This window comes from Fusicatenibacter faecihominis (assembly GCF_020686945.1).
Taxonomy (GTDB): Bacteria; Bacillota; Clostridia; order Lachnospirales; family Lachnospiraceae; genus Limivivens; species Limivivens faecihominis.
In genome coordinates, this window is the sequence record NZ_JAJEPR010000003.1 from 184,692 (window position 1) to 209,556 (window position 24,865).

At 51.3% G+C, this 24,865-nt stretch carries 18 protein-coding genes and 1 pseudogene; 3 read left to right on the top strand and 16 right to left on the bottom strand.

The annotated features are described in order from the left end of the window. Positions 1 to 253: 253 nt before the first annotated feature. From LKD71_RS02945 to LKD71_RS02970, 6 genes are all read right to left on the bottom strand, one after another. Entirely contained in the window at positions 254 to 880 is a 627-nt protein-coding gene (locus LKD71_RS02945; protein ID WP_227614281.1) for a cytidylate kinase-like family protein, read from the bottom strand. A gap of 15 nt (positions 881 to 895) precedes the next feature. Continuing rightward, positions 896 to 1,606 (bottom strand): ABC transporter ATP-binding protein, encoded by a 711-nt coding sequence (locus LKD71_RS02950; RefSeq protein ID WP_227614282.1) that lies wholly within the window; start codon positions 1,604 to 1,606, stop codon positions 896 to 898. Between the two features lie 14 nt (positions 1,607 to 1,620). Next, entirely contained in the window at positions 1,621 to 2,382 is a 762-nt protein-coding gene (locus LKD71_RS02955; protein ID WP_227614283.1) for an ABC transporter ATP-binding protein, read from the bottom strand. A 3-nt stretch (positions 2,383 to 2,385) separates the two neighbouring features. Beyond that, complete coding sequence (locus LKD71_RS02960; protein ID WP_177291760.1) at positions 2,386 to 3,357, bottom strand: branched-chain amino acid ABC transporter permease; 972 nt, start codon at positions 3,355 to 3,357, stop codon at positions 2,386 to 2,388. 9 nt (positions 3,358 to 3,366) lie between these two features. After that, positions 3,367 to 4,254: a branched-chain amino acid ABC transporter permease gene (locus tag LKD71_RS02965; RefSeq protein WP_177291759.1), complete on the bottom strand. Its 888-nt coding sequence runs from the start codon at positions 4,252 to 4,254 to the stop codon at positions 3,367 to 3,369. A 93-nt stretch (positions 4,255 to 4,347) separates the two neighbouring features. Continuing rightward, positions 4,348 to 5,478: an ABC transporter substrate-binding protein gene (locus LKD71_RS02970; RefSeq protein WP_177291758.1), complete on the bottom strand. Its 1,131-nt coding sequence runs from the start codon at positions 5,476 to 5,478 to the stop codon at positions 4,348 to 4,350. A 326-nt stretch (positions 5,479 to 5,804) separates the two neighbouring features. On the opposite strand from LKD71_RS02970, the gene LKD71_RS02975 reads away from it, so the two are divergent. After that, complete coding sequence (locus tag LKD71_RS02975; protein ID WP_177291757.1) at positions 5,805 to 7,019, top strand: 6-phosphofructokinase; 1,215 nt, start codon at positions 5,805 to 5,807, stop codon at positions 7,017 to 7,019. Between the two features lie 68 nt (positions 7,020 to 7,087). Here LKD71_RS02975 and proS read toward each other — a convergent pair whose 3' ends face one another. From proS to LKD71_RS02995, 4 genes are all read right to left on the bottom strand, one after another. After that, positions 7,088 to 8,527 carry a proline--tRNA ligase gene (proS, locus tag LKD71_RS02980; protein WP_178045338.1) on the bottom strand — a complete coding sequence of 480 codons (1,440 nt, stop codon included), beginning with the start codon at positions 8,525 to 8,527 and terminating at the stop codon, positions 7,088 to 7,090. Positions 8,528 to 8,840: 313 nt separating this feature from the next. Further along, the gene (locus tag LKD71_RS02985; protein WP_227614291.1) at positions 8,841 to 10,526 is read right to left on the bottom strand and encodes a glycoside hydrolase family 13 protein; all 1,686 of its coding nucleotides are present in this window, start codon (positions 10,524 to 10,526) and stop codon (positions 8,841 to 8,843) included. Between the two features lie 623 nt (positions 10,527 to 11,149). Then, complete coding sequence (tig, locus tag LKD71_RS02990) at positions 11,150 to 12,466, bottom strand: trigger factor (RefSeq protein ID WP_178045337.1); 1,317 nt, start codon at positions 12,464 to 12,466, stop codon at positions 11,150 to 11,152. Between the two features lie 133 nt (positions 12,467 to 12,599). Next, complete coding sequence (locus LKD71_RS02995; protein ID WP_227614284.1) at positions 12,600 to 14,084, bottom strand: polysaccharide deacetylase; 1,485 nt, start codon at positions 14,082 to 14,084, stop codon at positions 12,600 to 12,602. A 177-nt stretch (positions 14,085 to 14,261) separates the two neighbouring features. Between LKD71_RS02995 and LKD71_RS03000 the strand changes: the two are divergent. Further along, a pseudogene (locus tag LKD71_RS03000) lies at positions 14,262 to 14,714 on the top strand (hypothetical protein); the annotation flags it as partial. Positions 14,715 to 14,918: 204 nt separating this feature from the next. Here LKD71_RS03000 and LKD71_RS03005 read toward each other — a convergent pair. The 3 genes from LKD71_RS03005 to LKD71_RS03015 form a co-directional block, all read right to left on the bottom strand. Further along, entirely contained in the window at positions 14,919 to 15,350 is a 432-nt protein-coding gene (locus LKD71_RS03005) for a DUF1934 domain-containing protein (protein ID WP_227614285.1), read from the bottom strand. Next, positions 15,351 to 16,178 carry a glutamate racemase gene (gene murI, locus LKD71_RS03010; RefSeq protein WP_178045334.1) on the bottom strand — a complete coding sequence of 276 codons (828 nt, stop codon included), beginning with the start codon at positions 16,176 to 16,178 and terminating at the stop codon, positions 15,351 to 15,353. Positions 16,179 to 16,246: 68 nt separating this feature from the next. After that, complete coding sequence (locus LKD71_RS03015; protein WP_178045333.1) at positions 16,247 to 16,909, bottom strand: YigZ family protein; 663 nt, start codon at positions 16,907 to 16,909, stop codon at positions 16,247 to 16,249. Positions 16,910 to 17,320: 411 nt separating this feature from the next. Here LKD71_RS03015 and LKD71_RS03020 point away from each other — a divergent pair, with 411 nt between their 5' ends. After that, positions 17,321 to 19,996, top strand: a complete 2,676-nt coding sequence (locus LKD71_RS03020; protein ID WP_227614286.1) for a transglycosylase domain-containing protein — start codon at positions 17,321 to 17,323, stop codon at positions 19,994 to 19,996. Positions 19,997 to 20,049: 53 nt separating this feature from the next. On the opposite strand, the gene LKD71_RS03025 is transcribed toward LKD71_RS03020, so the two are convergent. The 3 genes from LKD71_RS03025 to LKD71_RS03035 all read right to left on the bottom strand — a co-directional run bounded on the left by LKD71_RS03025 (position 20,050) and on the right by LKD71_RS03035 (position 24,784). Next, positions 20,050 to 21,861, bottom strand: coding sequence for a DUF6320 domain-containing protein (locus LKD71_RS03025; RefSeq protein ID WP_227614287.1), 1,812 nt, complete (start codon positions 21,859 to 21,861; stop codon positions 20,050 to 20,052). A gap of 5 nt (positions 21,862 to 21,866) precedes the next feature. Further along, positions 21,867 to 22,805 carry an alpha/beta hydrolase gene (locus tag LKD71_RS03030; RefSeq protein WP_331466365.1) on the bottom strand — a complete coding sequence of 313 codons (939 nt, stop codon included), beginning with the start codon at positions 22,803 to 22,805 and terminating at the stop codon, positions 21,867 to 21,869. Positions 22,806 to 22,960: 155 nt separating this feature from the next. After that, positions 22,961 to 24,784 (bottom strand): DUF1002 domain-containing protein, encoded by a 1,824-nt coding sequence (locus LKD71_RS03035; RefSeq protein ID WP_227614288.1) that lies wholly within the window; start codon positions 24,782 to 24,784, stop codon positions 22,961 to 22,963. Positions 24,785 to 24,865: the final 81 nt, after the last annotated feature.

The following is a 24,865-nucleotide window of genomic DNA, read 5'->3' on the forward strand; positions in this document are numbered from 1 at the left end:
TTCGATAGATTCATCCCGATAAGGAATATCTTACCATCCCTTGCTGAAAAAGTATATATATAAACGTAACTATTCAGCCCCCATGTCAATTCCGCTTCGCTACATCTCAATGTAGCTTCTCGCCAAATAGATTTTCAATCAAAAGTGTTCATTCATGCGAGCATGACTCACACTTTTGACAGAAAATCTGCTTGGCTCTGAATAGTTACAAAAAGACACCGCAGTATGTTTTTTTACTGCGGTGTCTTTGTCTTTATCGGTCGAAGCGAAGTTTTACATAGCCTTTGATGGCCTCCACACATTTTTCAAAGCCCAGCTTACTGCTGTCCAGGCAGAGGTCATAGTTTCTTGCATCATTCCAGGTCCTTCCTGTGTAATAATGATAATAATCACCACGGAATTTATCGGTCTTCAGAATGAATTTTTCCATTTCTTTTTCAGAGGTGATCGATGAACGTTCCAGGCTCCGGGCAATGCAGTAATCCATAGGTGCATGGACGAAGACACTGACCACATTCGGATAATCCTTCAATACAAAGTCAGCACAGCGTCCCACAAGAACACAGGATTCCTGCTCCGCCAGCTGCTTGATTACCTTCGCCTGATAGTTGAAGAGATTCTTGTCAGATACAAAATCATCACTCTCCGGCGGGATCAGATCTCCCTTGTAGACCTTCTTGGCCCAGCCGAAAAGTGTAGTCCCTTTCAGGCGCTCATCCGCCTGATTGAACAGCATCTCATTGATCCCGCTGTCGTCGGAAGCCATCCTAAGGATCTCTCTGCTGTAGCAGTTGATCCCCTGATCCTTGGCATACATCTCACCGATGGTTTTTCCGCCACTTCCATACTGTCTTGCAATGGTTACGATCACATTCTCCATAATGAAATCCCCCTTTTATTCACCCAGGTATGCCTTCTTGATGGACGGGTCGTTCATCAGTACATCTGCTGCTGCATCCAGCACGATTTTTCCTGTTTCCAGAACGTAGGCCCGATCTGCGATCGACAGAGCTTTTTTCGCATTCTGTTCCACCAGAAGTACCGTTGTGCCACTGGCACTTACCTCTTTTATTATATCAAAGATTTCGTTTACAAACAATGGAGAAAGTCCCATGGACGGCTCATCCATCAGAAGGATTTTCGGATGGGACATGAGTGCCCGGCCCATAGCGAGCATCTGCTGTTCGCCGCCGCTTAAGGTTCCTGACACCTGATTTTTTCTCTCTCTCAGACGCGGGAAACGCTTGTAAACCATCTCCAGTGTCTTGGCGATCTCATCCTTATCTTTTCTCGTAAAAGCGCCCATGAGAAGGTTCTCGTAAACGCTCAGGTCCGCGAAAACTCTCCGCCCCTCGGGTACATGGGCCATTCCCAGGGTCACGATCTTGTGGGCGGGCATTTTCGTGATATCTTTTCCTTCAAATTCAATTTTACCGGACTTCGGCGCGATCAGGCCTGTGACCGTATGAAGGATCGTGGTCTTTCCGGCTCCGTTGGCTCCGATGAGGGCGATAACCTCACCTTCGTTTACCTCGAAGGAAACGCCCTTGATGGCCTGGATCACTCCGTAGTTTACCTTTAAATCCGTAACTTGCAACATTGCCATAGTTTCGCTCCTCCTTACTCGCCTAAGTATGCCTTAACCACCTTCGGGTCATTGAGCACCTCTGCGGGAGTTCCGTGGGCCAGCTCCGTACCGAAGTTCAGCACATACAGATACTCGCAGATACCGGACACCAGTTTCATATCATGCTCGATCAGAAGGATCGTCACCTTGAACTCTTTTCGGATGAGCTCGATGGTCTCCATCAGTTCCTTCGTCTCGTTGGGGTTCATGCCTGCTGCCGGTTCGTCCAGAAGAAGCAGTTTCGGGTTCGTCGCCAGAGCCCGGGCAATCTCCAGCTTTCTCTGTTTTCCGTAGGGAAGGTTGGAGGCGTTCGTGTCCGCATAGGTATCCAGCTCGAAAATTTTCAGGATCTTTAAGGCCTCCTCATCCATCTCCTTTTCCTTTGAAAAATAGGAAGGCAGATGGAGAAAGCTTGTCGCCAGATTATATCTGATGCTGTTGTGAAGAGCCACTTTTACATTGTCCAGAACGCTCATCTGTGTAAAAAGACGAATGTTCTGGAAAGTCCGGGCCACGCCCTCCTGGCAGATCTCCGCCGGTTTCTTTCCCACCAGGCTTTTTCCATCGAGAAGAATCGTGCCGTCTGTCGGCCGGTACACACCGGTCAGCATGTTGAAGGCTGTGGTTTTTCCGGCTCCGTTGGGGCCGATGAGGCCCACCAGAGCGCCTTCGTTAATCGTCATATTCAGTCCGTCTACTGCCCGGAGTCCTCCAAAGGAGATTCCGAGGTTTTTCACTTCCAGTAAAACACCCATGGTTTATACCTCCTCCTTGGAAAGCTTCTCTGCCTGCTTGAGATTCCGTTTTTCTGTCAGATTGCGTTTAAAAGCAGAGTTGTTGAAGAGCATCATTGAGATCAGGGCGATGGCGTAGATCAGCATACGGTAGTCGGAAGCGCCACGCAGGAGCTCCGGAAGCAGAGTCAGGATCACAGCTGCGATGATGGAGCCCTTGATACTTCCCATTCCGCCTAAAACAACCATTACCAGGATCTCAATGGACGCATTATAATCAAAGTTTGCAGGCTTCAGGATACCTAAGTTTGCACCATAGATCACACCTGCCATCCCTGCCATAAACGCAGCAATTACAAACGCCAAGATTTTGTATCGGCTTACCGGGATACCGACAGCCTCTGCTGCTATATAATTGTCACGGATGGCGCAGACAGCACGGCCGTGACGGGAATTTACCAGATGTGACACCAGAAGGATGACAAGGAGCATCAGGATAAACACAAAGGTAAAATTCTTATAAGTGGCCACCAGTGGGATTTTGGAAAGACCTTTGGCTCCTCCGGTAATCTTCAGGCTGTTAAAAACGGATTTGATGATCTCACCAAAACCCAGAGTTACGATCGCCAGATAGTCACCTTTCAGACGAAGGACCGGAATACCAATGACGACTCCCAGAAGGGCTGCGGCTACTCCGCCAATAAAAACAGCCAGAAGCAGGCTCACCAGAACCGGCAGGATATCCTTCGTTGCAATCAGGAAAAGGCAGCCGGTATAGGCGCCAATGGACATGAAAGCCGCATGTCCCAGACTCAGTTCACCCAGGAAACCAACAACCAGGCTTAAAGAAACAGACATCATGACATAAACGCAGACCGGAGTGATCAGTGACATCATCTGACGGCTTAAAACACCGCCCTTTACCAGTCCCATAACAGCTGCATAAACCACAAGGGCGATCAGTGCGTTGACGATAATTTTTTTGTCGATCTTCATTTTGGTCACCTACACTTTCTCGATCTTCATTTTGCCAAGAAGCCCGGAAGGCTTCACCAGCAACACGATTACCAGTACACTGAATACGATAGCATCCGAAAGCTGTGTGGAAATGTAAGCTTTTGCAAGGCTTTCAATGATCCCTAGGATCAATCCGCCAAGCATGGCTCCCGGAATACTTCCGATACCACCTAAAACAGCTGCCACGAAAGCTTTGATTCCGGGAAGAGCTCCCAGAGTAGGAAGCAAGGTCTCGTACTGAGCAATGAAAAGAACTCCTGCCACAGCCGCAAGAGCCGAACCAACAGCAAAGGTGATGGAGATCGTCTGATTGACATTTACGCCCATCAGTTCTGCTGCGCCTTTATCTTCTGATACCGCTCTCATGGCCCGGCCGGCCTTGGTCTTGTTGATAAAAAGCGTCAGCAGGATCATGGAAATGGTCGTCACGATCAGGGTCACAATCGTAAGCCCTGAAACATGTACGCCTCCGATCTTGATGGAGGGCACTTTAATAATAGAAGCAAAAGGAATCGGTGTGGCTTTAAAAATCAGAAGTGCCAGATTCTGTAAAAGATAGCTGACGCCAATGGCAGTGATCAGAACAGCCAGCGGCGGCGCCTGTCTCAAGGGTTTATAGGCTATTTTTTCAATGACGACTCCCAGCAGTGCACATACCAGTATGGTAATGATCACAGCCAGGATCGGATGCAGATGCAGAAGAGATACGCAGACATACAGCGTATATGCGCCAACCATAATAATATCACCATGGGCGAAGTTGATCATTTTGGCAATACCGTAAACCATTGTATAGCCAAGGGCGATCAGTGCGTAAATACTTCCTGTTCTCAATCCATTCAATAACTGTTCCAGAATTGCATTGATCAGACTCATTTTTCTCCACCTTTCTCTCTTTGAAAAACGGAAGGGAGACAGCCGATGCCGTCTCCCCTGCAAGTATCAGAATCTACTCTTGACCGCTTCTATTTACTCAACGTATGTATACTGACCATCTTTTACGGTTACAAACTTAACATCTTTTACAGCTGCACCGCTTGCATCAAAGGTGATGGGATCACCGGTCAGACCGGATACAGAGATCTTGGTCATAGCGTCGATCATATCAGCACTCTCAATGCTGCCTGCTTCTTCCATAGCTGCCTTGAAAGCATAAACTCCATCGTAAGCATCTGCTGCGAACTGATCCGGAGTCTCACCATAGGCATCCTGGTAAGCTTTTACAAAGTTTACAACCTTCTCATCATCGACAGATGCACAGAACGGGCTGGTAAAGATGCATCCCTCTACGGTAGCCGGATCGGTAACGGTCTTCAGCACACCATCCCATCCGTCAGAACCAAGGAACGGAAGCTCCATGCCAAGTTCACTGGCCTGTTTAGTGATGTAAGTAATATCCTGATAGTAAGCCGGAACATAGATGGCTTCTGCATCGGTTCCCTTGATGCTGGTCAGCTGAGAGTTAAAATCAACGTCTCCTGTATTGAAGGACTCTGCATCTACAATCTCAGCGCCTTTTGCCTCAACCTCTGCGGTAAAAGCATCGTAAATACCGGTGCTGTACTCATCAGCTACATTGTAAAGCACTGCGATTTTCTTATATCCAAGAGTATCTACTGCATAATCTGCCATTGCAACACCCTGCTCCGGATCAGAGAAGCAGATACGGAATGCATTATCCGGCTCGATACAGCCCTCTGCGGAACCGGACGGGGTGATCTGAAGGATACCATCCTGCTGGCTCAGCTGAGCTACTGCGATACAGGAGCCGCTGGTGGTACATCCCAGAAAACCATTGATTCCCTTATCCATCAGTGTATTGTATGCCTGAACAGCTTTATCTTCGGTTGCCTCATCGTCCTCAAAAGCAAGCTCAAATTTATAAGTATCCTCGCCAACCTGTGCTCCACCTGCATCGTTGATCTCCTGAATGGCGATCTCCGCTCCCTGTTTTACAGAGGTTCCATAAGAAGCTGCTGCTCCTGTCAGAGGACCGCTTCCACCAAGCAGAAATGTTTTCTCGTCTGCGGACACTGCCATCGGAGCTGCTACCAGAGATACCGCTGCCACTGCACTGACGAATTTAGTAAATTTTTTCATAAAAATTCCTCCTTCTCTTGCGTTTCTCTAATATAGTAGAAATGCAATGCGTTAAATTCTTGGTGTTAATCATACGCCCCGATTTTTTATTTGTCAACAACTTTCTGTAGTTTTCCAGCGTATTTTTGTCTTTCTGCGACGGATTTCCGGAAACTGTTTTCCTTTTTTCTCTTTCCGACTTTTGGGGGTATCTCTTTGAACGCTTTTATGATAGAATGATATCTGGGTCTGATCTGCGTATGACTGTCAGGCAGGTTCTGTCTGCCTTCCGCATACGTTTTGATCCTGAAGAAAACAAAAACCTTACAGAAGAAAGGGGTTTTTTCATGAAAAATCTGATCGTTGGACAGTCCGGCGGCCCCACCGCCGTTATCAACAGCAGCCTTTACGGCGTGATCCAGGAGGGCCTTGCCCACAGCGAAGAAATTGGCCATGTTTACGGCATGATCAACGGCATTCAGGGCTTCCTGAAGGGAAAATATATGGATCTTGCGGAGCTGGATTCCCAGACCCTGACTGCGCTTCGTACCACTCCCGGCGCCTATCTCGGTTCCTGCCGCTATAAGCTTCCCGAGAATCTTTCCGATCCGGTCTATGCAGAACTTTTCCGGAAATTCGAGGAACTCTCCATCGGCTATTTCTTATACATCGGCGGAAACGACTCCATGGACACCGTGAGCAAACTCTCCCGGGCCGCCGAGATTCACAAAAGCAGCATCCGTTTCATCGGCGTTCCCAAGACCATTGACAATGACCTGATCCTCACAGACCACACACCCGGGTTCGGAAGCGCTGCCAAATATGTGGCCGCCTCCGTCTGTGAGATCGGCCTGGACGCTTCCGGCTACGAGGCCAAATCTGTCACCATCATTGAGATCATGGGCCGCCACGCCGGCTGGCTCACCGCCGCCGCCGCCCTTTCAAGGAAATTTGAGGGTGACAATCCCATCCTGATCTACCTTCCCGAGGTCGCTTTCGACCAGGAGGACTTTATCCGCCGCATCGAGAAGGCTTTTGAAACAAAAAACAGCCTCATCGTCTGTGTCTCTGAGGGCATCCATGACGCGGAGGGTAAATTTATCTGCGAATACACCGGTTCCGCCGGCACCGACACTTTCGGCCACAAGATGCTCACGGGCTGCGGAAAATATCTGGAAAACCTCGTGCGGGAACGCCTCGGAATCAAGGTCCGCTCCGTCGAGCTGAACCTCTGCCAGCGCTGCTCCATCTTCTCCCAGTCTCTCACCGACGCCAGAGAAGCGGCCCTCGCCGGAAGCTCCGCTGTGGAGGCCGCCCTCAAAGGGGAATCCGGAAAAATGGTCTCCTTCGTCCGTACCAGCGATGAGCCCTACGAACTCACCTGCAGCCTCGAGGATGTGAACAGTATCTGCAACCAGGAGAAAAAAGTTCCCCTGGAATGGATCACGAAGGACGGCACCGATGTCTCCGAAGAATTTCTCACCTATGCCCGCCCGCTGATTCAGGGAAACCCGGCGATCCCGATGAAGAACGGACTGCCGGATTATGCGTACCGCCGCTAACTATTATGTTTCTAATACAAAAAAACTCCACGGATTTCTCGTCCGCGGAGTTTTTTACATGTTCTAAATCAATAAGCTTTTCCCCAGTAAACCATCTTCTTGGCGGGTTTGCCGCAGTAAACGCAGGTGTCAGCGATCTGCTCCTGATGGAAGGGCATGCAGCGGCTGGTTACGCCGAACTCTTCCTTCATGGCATCCTCACACTCACGGCAGCCGCACCACATAGCTTTGATGAAACCAGGCTTGTTGTCAGCAAGATCTTTCATCTCTTCTTTGTTGTGAGCCTCATAGGTATGGCTGTCACGATGTTTCTTTGCTTTCTCGAAAAGGTCATGCTGGATGCTGGCCAGGATCTCCGGAAGTTTGGCAGCCAGCTCGTCGATGGCAACGGTAATCTTCTCTCTGGTATCTCTTCTTACGACAACAGCCTGACCGGCAGCGATATCCTTGGGTCCCAGCTCTACACGGACGGGGATACCTCTCATCTCCTGCTCGGAGAATTTCCAGCCCGGGCTCTTCTCGGAATCATCCATCTTCGCACGGATGCCGGCAGCCTTGAGAGCATCTCTCACCTCAGCAGCTTTGTCGAGAACGCCTTCTTTTTTCTGCTGAATCGGAATTACCATCACCTGCACGGGAGCTACCTTCGGAGGAAGCACCAGACCGCTGTTGTCGCCGTGTACCATGATGATCGCGCCGATCAGACGGGTGGTCATTCCCCAGGAAGTCTGGTAAACATATTTCAGCTTGTTGTCTTTGTCGGTGAACTGAATCTCGAAGGGTTTGGAGAAGTTGTCACCGAAGTTGTGGCTGGTACCGGACTGAAGAGCTTTTCCGTCGTGCATCAGAGCCTCGATGGTGTAGGTTGCCTCTGCGCCGGAGAATTTCTCCTTCTCAGTTTTCTGTCCGCGGATAACGGGCATTGCCAGATACTCCTCACAGAAGTCTGCATAGAGGTTCAGCATCTGCTCGGTTCTTGCCTCAGCCTCTTCTGCAGTGGCATGTGCGGTATGGCCTTCCTGCCACAGGAACTCTCTGGAACGGAGGAAGGGACGGGTCGTCTTCTCCCAGCGGACAACGGAACACCACTGGTTGTAAACCTTCGGAAGGTCACGATAAGAATGAATGTCATTTTTATAGAAATCACAGAACAGGGTCTCAGAGGTCGGACGCACGCAGAGACGCTCCTGGAGATCTTCCAGTCCGCCCTTTGTCACCCAGGCTACCTCGGGAGCAAAGCCTTCCACATGATCCTTCTCCTTCTGAAGCAGGCTCTCGGGAATGAACATCGGAAGATAAACGTTCTCCACGCCAGCCTCTTTGAAACGGCGGTCCAGCTCATTGCGGATGTTCTCCCAGATGGCATAACCAGCCGGTTTGATGACCATGCAGCCTTTTACGCTGGTGTAATCGATCAGTTCTGCTTTTCTTACCACATCCGTATACCACTGGGCGAAATCTTCTTCCATGGATGTGATCGCTTCTACAAGTTTCTTGTCTTGTGCCATGTTTTTTCTCCTTTTTTATTCTTTAATAAATAGAAGCAAAACGCCGGAGGATTCTCGTCCCCCATGCATCTTGCAAGGGACCGAAAATCACTCCGGCGGTACCACCCTTTTTAACAGCCCAAAGCTGTCCTCTCATTCATTCCGTTAACGCCGGTTCTACGCCGTGGTTTGCACGGGGCTCCGGGCCCGGTTCCAGATCCTTTTCTGCGGAAACCTCTCAGCCGGTGGGTCTCCTCTCTGAAGCAGCAGTCTCTCTGTACTATCTCCCTTCAACGCCAATCTATCTGCATTTTATGTCAAAAGCAATTTTTTGTCAACCCTTCAGATGGTAAACAACGGCTCCCCAGGGTGGAAGAACCAGTTTTTCCGGGCATTTTTCCGGAATCTCCGTCTCACAGTTGGTCAGGAAACGCTCTGTGACAACGAACTCCTCCGGGCAGTCAAACGTCTCTTCCTCACCGGAAAAGCTGCAGACCACCAGAAGTTTTTCTTTGCCAAGTGTCCGGGTGTAGGCATAAATCGTCTCTGACTCCGGCAGAAGAAGGTCGTAGGTTCCGTAGACCATGATCGGATTCTCTTTTCTCAGGCGGATCAGCTTCTGATAGTAATGGAAAACGGAAGCCGGATCGGCGAGCTCCTCCTTCGCATTGATCTCTTTATAATTGGGATTTACCATGATCCAGGGCGTTCCTGTGGTAAAGCCTCCATTTTCGGAATCATCCCACTGGAAGGGCGTTCTCGCGTTGTCGCGGCTCTTTTTCCGGAGGAAACGAAGCATCTCTTCCTCAGTGAAAACCTTCTGGTCCTTCACGAGATCCCGGTAAGCGTTGATGCTGTCCAGATCCCGGAAGTCAGAAACGGACTGGAAGGGCGCATTGGTCATGCCAAGCTCTTCTCCCTGATAAACGTAGGGTGTTCCCTGCATCATATGAAGACAGGTGGCCAGCATTTTCGCGGAGCGAACGCGATATCTGCCGTCGTCTGCGTAGCGGCTGACGGAACGGGGCTGAGCGTGATTTTCCCAGAAAAGGCTGTTCCAGGCGATGCCCTCCAGTCCTTTTTCCCAGCGGGTCAGAACTTCCTTCATTTTTCGAAGATCCATCTTTTTGTCGGTCCACTTGTTCTCGCCGTCGGAGTCCACATCCATGTGCTCAAACTGGAAGACCATATTGACCTCTCTTCCATCGCGGGAAGCATATTTTTTTGCCTCCTCCAGGGTTACTGCACAGCACTCGCCCACAGTGATCGTGTCTGCCCGGTTCAGAACCTTCCGGCGCATCTCCTGGATATACTCATGAACGCGGGGACCGTTGGCACAGGCATTGTAGACGGCATAGCCGTTGAGTACCGGCCCCAGATCCGGCAGACCAGGCTCCTTGGAAAGCAGGCTCAGAACATCCATCCGGAAGCCATCCACGCCCTTGTCCAGCCACCAGTTCATCATCCGGAAAACTTCCTCCCGGACCTTCGGGTTCTCCCAGTTCAGATCCGGCTGTTTTTTAGAGAAGAGATGGAGGTAATACATCTGAGTCCTTTCGTCAAACTCCCAAGCACTTCCGGTAAAGCAGGAGCCCCAGTTATTGGGAAACTTGCCGTCTTTTCCTTCCCGCCAGATGTAGTAATCACGGTAAGGATTGTCAACGGATTTCCGGCTCTCAACAAACCAGGGATGCTCGTCGGAAGTATGGTTTACCACCAGATCCATAACGAGGCGGAGGCCGTGGGCATGGGCAGAGGCCAGCATCTCATCAAAATCCTCCATCGTGCCAAATCCCTTCATGATGGCCTGATAATTGCTGATATCGTAGCCATTGTCATCGTTCGGCGACTCGTAAATCGGAGAAAGCCAGATCACGTCCACACCGAGCTCCTGAAGATAATCCATTTTTTCAATGATGCCCCGGAGATCGCCAATGCCGTCTCCGTTGCTGTCCTTAAAGCTTCTGGGATAGATCTGATAAACCACGGCTTCCTTCCACCAGAGGCGCTCCGGCTTCATCAGCGTGACGGTACCGTCCTGATAGCGCTCCCCAAAGGTAAATTGATAGATCGCATCGAGCTTTTCATAGAGGCCGGGCTCGATATCGCCCGTGATCTCTTTTTCGGAAAGGTAGAGAAGCTTCAGGTTCACACCGTACTGACAGGTGTACATCGTCGTATCTTTGACACCGTTCTTATGATAAAAATCCATCCTTCTGGTCCGGATCTCCCGCTCTTCCTCATTGGCCGCGGAAGCGATATCCTCCACCTCCAGAATCCAGAACTCGGGATTTAACTTATGTAAAAGCTCCCGGATAAAGGTGCTTCCGATGCCCTGATCTCTTCCTCCCCTGCACACGGCAAAGAAATCCAGCAGGTAGACGGGATCGTCTTTTTCATGGATCAGGAAGGCGTAAGCGGTGAGTTTTTCCCCTTCAAAATTTCCAAAAGCGCAGTAACGGCCTTCCGCTTTCAGTCTCAGGATCAGGTCGATGGGCTTTAATTCCTCCGCCGGAAAATCTCCGGTCATTTCTTCCCGGTAGATCTTCTCGATCTCTCTGGCTTCTAATTCTCGGATCATCATAATACCTCCCTATAAAAACACCCCGCAGCGCTTTCGCCGCGGGGCATTTCTCATCTCTTTTACTCTGCTGCGGTTTCGCTCTCAGTCTCAGCGGCTGTTTCTGTCTCTGCTGCTGTCTCGGAAGCTGCCTCTGTCTCGGTCTCTGCCTCAGAAGCCGCTTCGGTCTCAGAAGTGCTCTCTGCCTCAGAAGAAGCCTCGGTCTCGTCCTCACCCTCTACTTTTACAGTAGTGTTCTCTTTCAGGAAATCGAGAGCCTTGTCCATGATCAGGCTTCTGCGGATCTCTGCCTCAGTGTAGTTGGCAAGAAGAGTCTCTTTGCTCTCTGCGCCGGTGCTCTCCATATATTTCTCAATGCCTGCCTCGTATTCCTCATCGCTGATCTCCATATTCTCGGACTCAGCAACGGCTTTCAGAAGGAGCTCCTGGATCATGCTCTGCTTGATGACTGCCGGGCACTGCTCGTCGAACTGTTCCTCAGTCATCTGGAGCTGATTGCTCAGGAAATCTGCCAGAGTCATATCTGCCTGCTCTGCAATCTGAGTGTAATAATTTTTCATCTGAGCGGTACGATAGTTTACTACTTCCTCGGGATAGCCGTTGATCGTGGAAGCGCTGTAGATCTGATTCAGAATGCCGTTGATCTTATCGGAATTCTGCTGGGTCTCCTTGTCAGCCTTCAGCTGCTCCTCCACGCCCTGACGATACTCGTCTACGGTGGTGTAGCTGGAGATCTCGGAAACGATGTCATCGGTCATCTCCGGTGTCTTTTTCACAAAGTTTACGGTGACTGCGAAAACGGCGTCTTTTCCGGCAACATCGGTATTCCGATAGTTCTCCGGAAAGGTTACGTTTACATTTACCTCTTTGCCGATGGCAGCTCCGATAAGTCCATCCTCGAAGCCCGGAATGAAGGTGCCGGAACCGATGGTCAGATCCACACCTTTATCGGTGCCGCCGTCAAACTCTACGCCGTCGATACTTCCCACATAGTCGATATTTACCACATCACCTTCTGCAACCTCGCCCTCTGTTACCTCAAGAAGCTTGTCGTTGGTGTTGCAGTCATCGTAATACTGCTGCTGAATGTCATCCTCAGTCACATCCAGAGAAGAAACGGTTACTTCCAGGCCTTTATACTGACCCAGGGTCACATAGTCAAGGGCCTTGTAATCCGGCTCATCGCCCAGAGCTTCGGTCTCAGCTGTGGTCTCAGCCTCGCTGGAAGCTTCTGTAGCTGCCTCAGTAGTGTCTTCTGCTGCAGCAGTTTCTGTCTCTGCTACGGTTTCTGTCTCGGTCTCAGAAGCGTAAGCTCCTGTATATCCAGTTGCTGTTACGCACAGGCCCAGTAGAAGGGCCATAATTACTTTCTTTTTCATTGGTTTAGTCCCCTTTTTCTTTTTTATGATCCATACCATTCCCGGGTGGGGATGGTTTTGGCATACATACATATTAGTCTGATAATACCTACGAAGTGCTCCGCTGCGAAGCAGCTCCCGCACCCTGGTATTATCACATCGGCGGCACCGGCGTCGGTCTGGCGGGATCAAAGACTGCCTTGGCGTCGAAAAGATCCTCCACCATCTCCGGATTGTAATACATCCGGTAACCGTCCAGATTTCTGCGGCCCTGGCGCATGTACTGGCCGCCGTTGGTCACGTTGCTTCCGAACTGTACCCAGTACTGGGTAGAGTCCACATTACAGTAAATATCGAAGCCCTGACTCTTCAGGTAGTTGAATTTCTCATTGTCTGTGGTATAACCGGTCCAGTCGCCCAGGTCCGCGCCGAAAGCGAAAATGATCACATCAGTGCCGCCCACAAGAGGCGATACATAGTTGAGCCATTTTTCCGTATCGGTCTGGATACCCTCCAGGGATTTCTGTCCCACATTGATGTGACCCCAGGTGTGACTGGCAAATTCCCAGCCCGTGGCTTTCATGGCGTCCGCCACAGCTTTGGCATCCTCACATTCCTTGTTGTAGGCTGCCTCGTCAAAATCCGGATGCTGCTCAAACCAGGCCTGCTGGAAGCTGTCCAGATTTTCTCTCGTCTTGTATGCGATATCGGTCCGGTAGCCCAAAATGCCGTTATATCCGGTCAGGGCAATGATGCCTTTGTGTCCGTGATAGGAAAAATCCGGATGTTCTTTTACAAAGGTATCAATCCAGGGAACCATATCGTAATCGCCGATCAGCACGTTGCCATCAGCATCGGTGTACTGGTTCTTCACCTCTCCGTTCTCGTCGATGAGAAGCTTGTCTGCCAGACCGTAACCGTCCTGATAGTGATAATAGCTCACATCATCCTGGGAAAGCACGAAGGCTTTCTTTCCTTCCGGAAGCAGGATCGTTCCCCTGGTCACGTTGCCGTTCTCATCCACATTGCACATATCGTGGAGACTCACCATCACATAGCCCTTGTCATACATGGACTGCATGATCTGGGTAAATTCGCTCATCGTTGTCATGACCTGATTGAGGCCGTCTGTCGTGGGATCTCCGGCTCCTTTTCCAAAAGCCCGGTTGGTATCCACGATCATCGAGTGGAAAAATACATGCGTCACCTGGTCGATAGGATATTCCACGAGGGAATTTTTCGCCATGGCATAATCGGTGACTGCCTGCTGCATTTCTGTATTTGATTCATAATCCGGTGAAGACTTCAGAAGCTCCATGGCTCCGTCGTAATCGTACTGGGCGGCTTTAAGTTTGGCCTCCGCCATCACATCCACGGCTTCCGTCTCGGTCTCCGCGGCGCTTTCGGATTCGCTCTCTGCTGCTGTACTTTCCGTGCCGGGTACTGCCGCCGCTTCCGTGGCTTTGCCCTCCGGCGTGACTTTGTCTTTTTTCCCTCCCACAAGATCTCTGACCACAAAGACGCATAAGGCGGCCAGAATCACAAGGAGCAGCGCTACGATCGTTCTCCCGATCAGAACCTGACGTCTCCGCTTCTTCATCCGAAGCCGGGCGCGACGCTGTCTTTCGTTCTCGTCCATAGTTCGTTTCCTCCATACTGCGTAAGCTGACACCCATTCATTATATCATAATTTCTCCTAAATAGTAGCCCATTTTCCCCGATTCTATGCGTTTTAAGAAAAAATAAAGAATTATTGCACTTTCCCTGAAACAATGGTACAATAAGCTAATGTAATATTTTTAACAGGAGGGAAACTATGCATACCGTCTTAAATGTATTCCTGATCATTCTGACGATCGTAGTTGTCCTGCTGGCTGTTCTTTACTTTGTAGGAAGAAGACTGCAGAAGAAGCAGGCGGTACAGCAGGAACAGATGGAGGCTGCCAAGCAGACGGTTTCCATGCTGGTCATCGACAAGAAGAAGCTAAAGATGAAGGAAGCCGGACTTCCTCAGATGGTGCTTGACAGTACGCCGAAGATCATGAGAAGAACGAAACTTCCCATTGTCAAAGCAAAGGTCGGCCCCAGGATCATGACCTTCATCGCCGATGCCAAAGTTTTTGAGATGATCCCCGTGAAAAAGGAGGTCAAAGCCACCATCAGCGGTCTTTACATAACTGATGTAAAAGGCGTGCGCGGTACGGTTTTAGAGACCCCGAAAGCCAAAGAGGGATTCTTCAAGCGCATGAAAAACAAAGTTACCGGCAAGGACAAGAAAGCAGAAACCGCTTCCGAATCCAAAGCTTCCGCACCGGCAGCAAAACAGACTGCCAGCAAAGCGCCGGCTCCGCAGAAACAGGCTGCCGCAAAAAATACAGGCAATGCTTCTAACGTAAAGAAATCAGGTTCCAAGAAAAAGAAGAAAAAGTAAAAAAAATCCATCTGCCTTAGTTTTTTCAGCAGATGGATTTTTTTATGCATTTTTCCGGGAGCGGATCGTGACCGCAATGCGGTTCTCCGCCGCGTGGGCGCCGTTCATTTCCAGCGCGTAATCGACTTCCAGCCGGATATTTTCCTCCGTCCGAAGAATCAGAAAACGGGAAACCAGCGTTCCCACCTCCAGGTCGCCGAAGGGCGTGCGGTAAAGGCTCCGGAGCTTTTTTCCCTTCTCAAAACTCATGGAGGATTCCACGGCTCCGTGCCGGATCACCGTAAGTTTTGTATCGCTGAACTTCAGGAGATTCCTGATTGTCTCCCCGCCGTCCTCCACGATCTCATCGTATTTTACAAAACTCAAACCGTCCCTCTCAAAGAACTGGCCCGGCAGCATCAGCTCCGTAGTGTCTGACTCCTGGCCCTCTGCGTACTGCAATCCTTTGATCCGGATCATCACATCTTTTGTCATTTAGTACTCCTCAATGGGGATTTCCTGCGTCGTATCAATATCATACGGAAGGATCGAATTGGCAAATTTATTGAATTTGTCCGCCGCGTCGCTGACATAGAAGCGGTGGCTCATCTCGCTAGGATCGGTCTCCGTGTCCGGATTGGAAAGATTTTCCCGCTCCAGAAGCTTCTTGAGATCCCGAGCAGTCTCATAGGCCGGATTAACCAGATTTACCTTGTCTCCCACAATTTTCTGCACTGTAGACCGGAGCAGCGGATAATGGGTACAGCCAAGAATCAGCGTGTCGATATCATACTGAAGCAGCTCCTCCAGATAACGCCTTGCGACCTCCATCGTGATGGGATCCTTGAGCCACCCCTCTTCCACCAGCGGAACAAAGAGGGGGCAGGCCTTGCTCACCACCTGCACATCCGGTTTCTGCCTGCGGATAAAGCTCGTATAAATGCCGGAATGGACCGTCGCCTCCGTACCGATGACGCCGATGCGGTCATTCACCGTGGTCTCACAGGCTACCCGGGCTCCGGGCTCCACCACGCCGATGATGGGAATATCCAGTTCTTTCTTGATGGTTTCCAGCGCATAGGCACTGGCTGTATTGCAGGCGACCACGATGGCCTTGACCTCCTTGGACTGAAGGAAACGGACGATCTGCCTCGAATAGCGGGTCACCGTCTCCTTGGATTTGCTTCCGTAAGGAACTCTGGCCGTATCGCCAAAATATACAATCTCCTCGTTGGGAAGATTCCGCATGATCTCGCGGACCACGGTCAGTCCGCCAACGCCGGAATCAAACACACCGATGGGTGCTTCACACCTGTTTTTCATTTTCTTACCTCCTGAAAAGGAATCGTCTCATTGTACACCGGCTCCCCGGAAAATGCAAGCGCCATAGTTTACTGCGGAAGCTCTTCAATCAGCGGCGTGCCGTCGCTGAGTATCGCGTAAAGGACAGCCTTTTCTTCCTGGTAGACGGTCCTGCCGCTGGTTCCTTCCGTGATCTCCTCTTTGAGGCCTTTCTCTTCTTCCTCTGGAACCAGAACCTCCAGCGTCACGTCGGCTCCGTACTCGGAAGCGATCGTGGGGAGGCCTTTTTTCCCGAGGATGTACTGAATCTTTCCGATGCCGTTATAATCCGCAGCCATTTTCAAGAGGAAACCGCTTCGTTTTTCAATGACCTCCGAGGCTTCCAGCCCCACCTGGACAGATTTGGAATAAGCCCGCACAAGACCACCGGTACCGAGAAGGGTGCCGCCGAAATACCGGGTTACAACTACGGCCATGTTGTGGATATCTTCCCCCAGAAGTACATCCAGCATGGGACGGCCCGCGGTTCCCTGGGGCTCGCCGTCATCGCTGCAGCGCTGGATCTGCTGCCGGTCGCCGATGACAAAGGCGGAGCAGTTGTGGGTAGCATCCCAGTATTTTTTCTTCATCTCCGCGATGAAGGCCAGAGCCTCCTCCTCGGATTCCACCGGCCGGGTCGTGGCGATGAAGCGGGATTTTTTCTCGATGAGCTCCCCTTCCCCGCCTTTATATAAAATTTTCTGCGTTTTCATCTATTTCCTCCCATGCATAATCACCTTTTTTCTGGAAACAGTATATCAGACAAGAGAGTATATTTCAAATAGGGGTTTTGAAAAGGATTTACTTTTGGTATAATGAAGATGCTAGGGTCAAAAGTTCAAAAAGCTGTTCGTGCTTGCACGATAAAGCTTTTGAACTTGGAACCCGCCAAACATGAGGTGCAGAACATCCAGTGGATGTTCGTTTTGCACCGACCGAAGCGGAGCGGAGACAGTAGCGATTTACGCAGTAAATCAGCGGATTTCGAATGTTTGCAGGTGCTGTGTGCCAGTGGCACACGTTTAGCAGCGACCGAAGCGGAGCGGAGACCTTGCGTAAGCTGCTTTGCAGCGGAGCAATTCGTAGGCATATGAAGATAGCAACACATCCAAGGAGTATCATTCATGAATTTCAGCAAATGGAACTTACCTAATTTAAAAAAGACGGATCTCAACACCAAAGCCGGGCGGAAGCTGGCTTATACCTGCCTCAAAATCTTCCTGCTCCTGCTTCTCGTGGGCGCGGTCTTAGGAACGGCGGCAGGCTTCGGTGCCTTAAAAGGCCTCATCGCCACGGCGCCTGATATTTCCAACCTTTCCGTGACCCCCTCGGAGTCCGCCACCTACATCTATAACAGCGATGGTTCCGTCATGCAGAAGCTCTCCCTCGGCTCCTCCAACCGGACCATTGTCACGATCGACCAGATCCCGGAGGATCTCCAGCATGCCGTCGTAGCCATCGAGGACGAGCGTTTCTACCAGCACAAGGGCATTGACATCCGCGGCATTCTCCGCGCCGGCATTCACGGTCTTGCTTCCGGCCGCTTCGACGAGGGAGCCAGCACCATCACCCAGCAGCTTCTGAAAAACAGCGTCTTCACGGGCTGGATGAACGAATCCTCCCTGATCGACCGCTTCCGCCGGAAATTCCAGGAACAATACCTGGCCCTCCAACTGGAGAAAAAGGTCAGCAAGGAGCAGATTCTGGAGGATTACCTCAACACCATCAACCTCGGCGCCGGCACCTACGGCGTTCAGGCCGCCTCCCGCCGTTACTTCGGAAAAAGCGTTTCCGAGCTGAATCTCTCCGAGTGCGCGGTGCTGGCCGGTATCACCCAGAACCCCACCCGCTATAACCCCATCACCCATCCGGAGGAAAATGCAGTGCGGCGTCAGACCGTTCTGGACTACATGCTGGAACAGGGCTACATCACCCAGGAAGCCTACGATGAGGCGGTGGCGGACGACGTTTACTCCCGAATTCAGGAGACGGATTCCCAGACTGAGGAGACTTCGATCTACACTTACTATGTGGACGCCATGATCGACCAGATCATCCAGGATCTCATGGAACAGAAGGGCTACACAGAACAGCAGGCCAATAAGATCCTGTTCACCAAGGGCCTGAAAATCTATTCCGTTCAGGATATGGCAATCCAGCAGATCTGTGACGAGGAATTTTCCAACCTTGCCAATTTCCCCTCGGGAACCCAGGTGGGCGTGGACTATGCCCTCAGCGTCCAGACCACGGAAGGCGAAACGATCCATTATGGAAACGACGATTTCCGCTCCTGGTATCGCCAGAACTTTGATTCTTCCTTTAATCTGATGTTCAACGATGAAGATTCCGCCCGCTCTGCCCTCGCTTCCTTTAAAGAGAGCAAGACAGCCAACGGCGAAACGATCCTGGGCGAACGGATTTCTCTGGCTCCACAGCCCCAGGCCTCCCTCGTCATCATGGATCAGGCCACCGGCTATGTGAAAGCCATCGTGGGCGGCCGCGGAACCAAAGAAGCGAGCCTTACCCTGAACCGGGCCACCGCCACCACCCGCCAGCCGGGTTCCACCTTCAAAATCATTACCACCTACGCTCCGGCTCTGGATTATGACAATATGACTCTTTCCAGCGTTTACTACAACGCGCCCTACACCTACCGGAACGGAGTCCCCGTCAACAACTGGGACAGCAACAACACCTACACCGGCTACACCACGATCCGCGAGGCCATCACGAACTCCATCAACATCGTGGCCGTCAAATGCCTGACGGAAATCACCCCAGCTATCGGTTTCCAGTATGCGGAGCGTTTCGGAATCTCCACCCTGGAAAACAGCGAGGCCCTGGATGTGAACCAGCCTCTGGCCCTGGGCGGCATCACAAACGGAGTCACAAACCTGGAGCTCACGGGCGCTTTTGCCGCCATCGCGAACCAGGGAGAATACATCAAGCCGAAGTTCTACTCCCACATTGAAAACGCCGACGGCGAAGTCCTCATCGACAACCGCACACCTGTCACCACGAAGGTCTTAAAGGAGGGAAATGCCTGGCTTCTGACCAGCGCCATGAAGGACGTCGTGACCAAAGGAACCGGAACGCTGATCTCTCTCGGCGATATGCCCGTGGCAGGAAAAACGGGAACCACTTCCGATTATAAAGATATCTGGTTCTCCGGCTACACGCCCTATTACACCTGCACAATCTGGGGCGGCTACGACAACAACGACGACCTTCCCACCGTGGACGGCGACACCTATCACACCTACCACAAGATTCTCTGGAACGCCATCATGAACCGGATTCATCAGAATCTCCCGGTAAAAGATTTCGAGCAGCCCGAGGACATCGTCACTGCAACGGTCTGCAAGAAGTCCGGCAAACTGGCCATCGAGGGCATCTGCGACCAGGATCCGAGAGGCAGCCAGGTTTACGAGGAGTATTTCATCCGGGGCACTGAACCCAAGAGTTCCTGCGACAAGCATGTGGCCCTCACGGTCTGCCAGGAAACCGGCCTTCTGGCCAGCTCCACCTGCACCCCCGTCACCCGGGTCTTCATCAAACAGCCCGAGGACAACTATGATACCACCGACGACACCAACTACGCGCCGCCCTCTCAGACCTGTCCCGGCCATAAACCGGCCACGATCCTGGACGGTCTGAAAGACAGCCAGACTCCTGATAGCACGACGGTCATTGATCCTGACAGCACTCAGACCCAGGATACAGAACGACGGGCCGAGGAAGACGGGGACACGCCTGTCACGATTCCCGGAGACGGGGATGTAAGCCTTGGACTCCCCTAAATGAAAAAAGACAGTTCCACCAGATATTTTTCATCTGCATGGAACTGTCTTTTTTACATCCGCAACTTTTTCCGAAACTCCCGTATCGTATCTTTCAAATCAAAAATAAACAACGCTGCCAGCACCAGGAAACTGATTCCGCCACAGATCACCGACGGATAAGTAAATTTCACCAGGCCGGTCCAGACCAGAAGAATCGGCACGCAGCCCGCCATTGCTGCCTGGATAAAATAAAACAGATATTCTTCCCTCTCCAGCCTCTGGACCTTCGCAATAAGCGGCACCGAGCAGAGCACCGTCAGTGCGCCAATCGGAAACACAAAGTCCACCGACCAGCCCCGCCAGCCCGTGAAAATATCCCAGAGCACGGCGATGGCTGTCACCAGAAGCAGCTGCCACATCTCGTTTTTCAGAAGATTCCGCCGCTTCCTGTAAGCCACAGTCACAATCAGCCAAGTGCAGAGACAGCCTGCTCCCGCGAACCAGAACCAGTTTAAAGTCTCCGCCGTCAGATAATTGATCATGCCGCAGAGCACGGCCGCCGCGATACAGAGGAAGGTGAAAAGCTGGAACACTTTTTTATCTTCCTTTTTGTACTGCTCCTTGCAACCCGGAAAATCGTTCTTTTTCTCCCTGCAGGGGATCTCCTCTTTTTTCAGAATCTGCAGGAAATTCCGCTGGATGCTGTCGTCCGGGAGCTTCGAGGTGAAGCCCAGGACCATTTTTCCCTCGTAGGAACAGGAACAGAGCTGAAAGGAATCCGTGCTTGCGAAGATGCCAAACCGCTCGATATAATTCCGGTACTCCTCCGGGAATTTCAAAATACCGATATTGGAATAGACCGCCGTGATACAGCGGCTGCCCAGGTTTGCCCCCGCCATCAGGAAATACCGCTTGATCTCAAGGGGCACCATCCGCACAAGAAAATGCTTCTCAATCCGCACATAACCGTTCATGTGCATGGCGATCTTTTCCGGCGTAAGCTCCCGCTTAAACTGCTCCTTCACATCCGTCAGCACATCCTCAAAGGTTGTATCTTCCTGAAAGGCAAAGCTGATCTCGATCCAGCCGAAAAAGTTTGTCATGGACTGGGACGGAAAATAGTTTCTCAAATTTACCGGAATCATCAGGCCAATGGGCCGTTTCTGCTTATTTTTCGGGATCTCTTCGTGAATCGCGCAGAGCAGAACCGCCGTGAGATAGACCGTGATGGAGACACCTCTTGCCCTGGCTTTGGCGTGGAGCTCTTTTACTGGAAGCTCGGCCTCGAGGATGTGCATTTCCTCATGGACCACCTTTTCCCCTTTGAGCTTCACCGCCGCAGGCTTCTTCTCTTTATTTCTCGGAAGATCCGCGGAATAATACTGGGAAAAGCTGTCCTCCTCCTGATCCCCCGGCGTGATCTCCTCCACCGGCTCGATGCGGGGCAGCTTCGCCTCCGGATGGGCCAGAATCAGATAATTCTGCACGAGCTCCTCCAGAAAATACATGGCTCCGGTGCCGTCCGTCAGCGCATGATAGACCTCGAAATTGATCCGGTTCTCATGATAGCTGACCTCGAAAAGCAGGGATTTTTTGTCCGGAATATAGAGCCTGCTGCAAGGCGGCTTTTTCTCCTTTTTCACAACGGGGCGGATATCCCGGTGCTCCAGGTAGAACCAGAAAAGACCTTTCCGTAAAACCGCCTGAAAAAGCGGATATTTTTCCATTGTCTCTTCCAACGCCTTCTGGAGGATTTCCTCATCCACCGCTTCCCTGAGCTCACAGTAAAAACGAAACACTCTCGTGTCGTCTTTTCCCGTGACCAGAGGAAAAGCCAGGGCCGCATTGTCCAGTTTTCTCCATTTTGAATAACCTGTTTCCACGCTTCTCACGCTTCTTTCTGCAAAAACGCATTCATATAAGTAAAGCTTTCCCGCACATGAAGGAACTGAATCCCCAGCGCGAAAAATCCATGGAGGGCATCCTTAATCCGGTGAACCTCCACCTGATTTCCTGCCTCTTTTAATTTCCGGCCAAAGTCCTCCCCCTCGTCCCGGAGTGGGTCAAACTCCGCCGTCAGGATCAGCGTGTCCGGAAGATTGGAAAGATCTTTTTCCAAAAGGGGCGCAAAGTAGGGATTTTCCCGGTCTTTCGGGCTGCTCTCATAGAGCTTCAAGTAGTCCTCCATCTTGACCGCCGTCAGAAGATAGTCCGTCCCGTTTTCCTTCACCGAAAGGTAAGAGGAGGCTTCCGTATAGCAGTTATTCAGGGCGGGATAAATCAGGATCTGCCGTTTCACGGTAAAATCGCCCCGGTTCCGGGCCATGATGGAGACAGCCGCCGCCAGATTTCCTCCAGCGCTGTCCCCCATGACCGTGATCTTTTTCGGAGAAGTTTTCAGAGAAAGCTTTCCTCCATAAAGGGCTTCCGCCGCCGCATAGCAGTCCAGAAGGGCCGTCGGAAACCGGTACTCCGGAGCCAGGCGGTATTCCACCGAGACCACGATCTGGCCGGTGGACTGGGCCATCCGGGCGCAGACCCGGTTGTAGGTATCAACGCTCTCCGTCACCCAGCCGCCCCCATGGAAAAAGAGAAGCACCGGATATTCCTGCTGCTCCTCCATTCCTTTTTTCATGGCTTCCTCACTCGGAAAATACAGGCGGATCGGAACCTCATAGTCCCCATTGTATACTTTTTCATCCAGTTTCTTTAAGAAAATCCGGATGGCGTCCAGTTTCTTGATATCCACCAGCCTTCTGGAGGATTCCACTTCGATATTGCCGTACGAAAGCGCGTGTAAAATTGCGTGCATGCTTCTTGAAATCATGTTTTTTCTGCCTCTCCTCTTTATCTGCCCTGTACTATAACACAGATCAACCGGCATTACAAGCCGGACTCCTCTCCCGCCAGTTTTCGCTCCCAACAAAAATATCCTGGCAGAACCATCTCTGATCTGCCAGGATACCATTATACTTACAATGCTTATTCCATGGTTCCGTCGTTGGTTGCTTCCGGAATCATTCCTTCATCGTAGCTCTCGTCATAGCTTTCCTGATCGTAATAATCTTCGCTGTAAGCTTCAGTCTCGCCCGGCTCTTCCTCCGTGTAGGTTCCGTCTTCCTCACCGGCATCTACACCGTAAATTTTCTTGAAAAAGGCCTCAGCCTCATCGCTGATGGTCTGGCGGAGAGTTCCGTCGATGCTGGTGAGCTTCTGATCTGCGTCGGTAACGATCAGATCTTTGATTTCCTGAGAGAGCATCTTTACTTCCGGTGCGCCGTACTCAGCGGTATCCAGCTCATCCATGGCCTTATCCTCTTCATCCAGGCCTTTGACCAGCATTTTCAGAAGGAACTTGTCAAACTTATCTTTCAGCTCTTTGGAGGTTTCCTCGTCTGCTTCCAGAGCAGTCACATCCATCTGGCTGATCTCTGCATACTCTTCTTTGTACTGGCCGTTCTCTGCTTCCACTCTGGATTCCTCAGTAGTCAGATCCAGCACTCTGTCCAGATACCAGTTGATCTCAGTGTAGATTACTTTCTTATCCTCGGTCAGATCGTCGATCGTGTACTCCGGCTCGGTGGACATCTCCGTTTCTGCAGGAGCTTCGGTCTCTGCGGGAGCTTCGGTCTCTGCAGGAGCTTCGGTCTCTGCGGGAGCCTCGGTCTCAAACTCCGGTATCTCGGAATCGGTGTCGCTGTAGCCGTCTGTCTCGACAAGCATCTCTGTCTCTGCCGGCATCTGTGCGTCGATTCCGTCGCTGCTGCCACCGGTGTAGGTCTCAGCGGGCATCTCAGTCTCAAGAACCTGCTCGGGAGCTTCGGTCTCTGTGGCCGGAGCATCGGTCTCTGTCTCCTGGGTAGAACCGGTGATGACATCATCACCAAAAGCATCGTCGTTGGTATTGTCGAGAATACTTACCTCTGTTTCTGTTTCTGCTGCTGCCTCAGACTCGGCATCCTGAGCAGCCTGCTGTGCGGCACTTTCCTCATCGTTGGATTCCTGGCCGTTCAGCTCATCTACCTGACTGGTCACTCCCACGTTCTCATCCACGCGCTCCAGAGTGTCCTTCATATCGTCGTAGTTGTAATCCTCCTGGGAAATCTTATCCAGAAGCTCTGTCACCATATCCAGCTGGTCCTGAGTCAGCTGTGCGTTGTTGTCGCTGGCTGCCTCGTTGACGATATTCTGAATTACCGTGATATCGGTGATATTCTGGGAGATAATCTCTGTCTTCGCCTCGTTGACGATAGCGGTGGCTTCCTTCTGGCCTACATTGTCAGCCAGCTGGCCGGTGATAACCAGCTCCTCGGTGGCAAGCTCTTTTTTCTGCGGGTTCAGGGTCTCTCCGCTGGCCTGCTCGTATGCCATAATGATTCCGGTCAGTGCGCCGGTTCCGGATACCCTGATCGGTGCAGCTGCGATAACGTCACAGTTTACAACGCCGGAAGTGGAAAGGGTGGTTGCGATCATGTTGCAGGTCACCCAGTCCAGGTTTGCTGTCTTTACCTGGATTCCGCCGGAAGATGTCGGAGAAACCAGTGCACAGCTGTATGTGTGGGTTCCGATCTGCTCCAGAGGAACATAAGATCCCAGATGATCTCTCTCGTCCTGGTTAGTGATCGTCAGGATATCCACCTGATCGGAGGTCACACCAAAATAGTTCATTACGATCTGTTTCTGCTGGTCAGTAAGATCAGCTCCAAGGGTTACTACCTTTCTGCTGTCTGCGCTCGCGCCCATGGAAATTCCCAGTGCCAGACAAAGACCCAGAGCGGCTGCGCCGGTAAATTTTTTCTTCATCATAAAACCTCCCTATATAGTCAAGTCTTTTTTCCTTATTTTTCAAGGGATTTTTAGTTCCATATCTCAGATGAATGAGCCAAG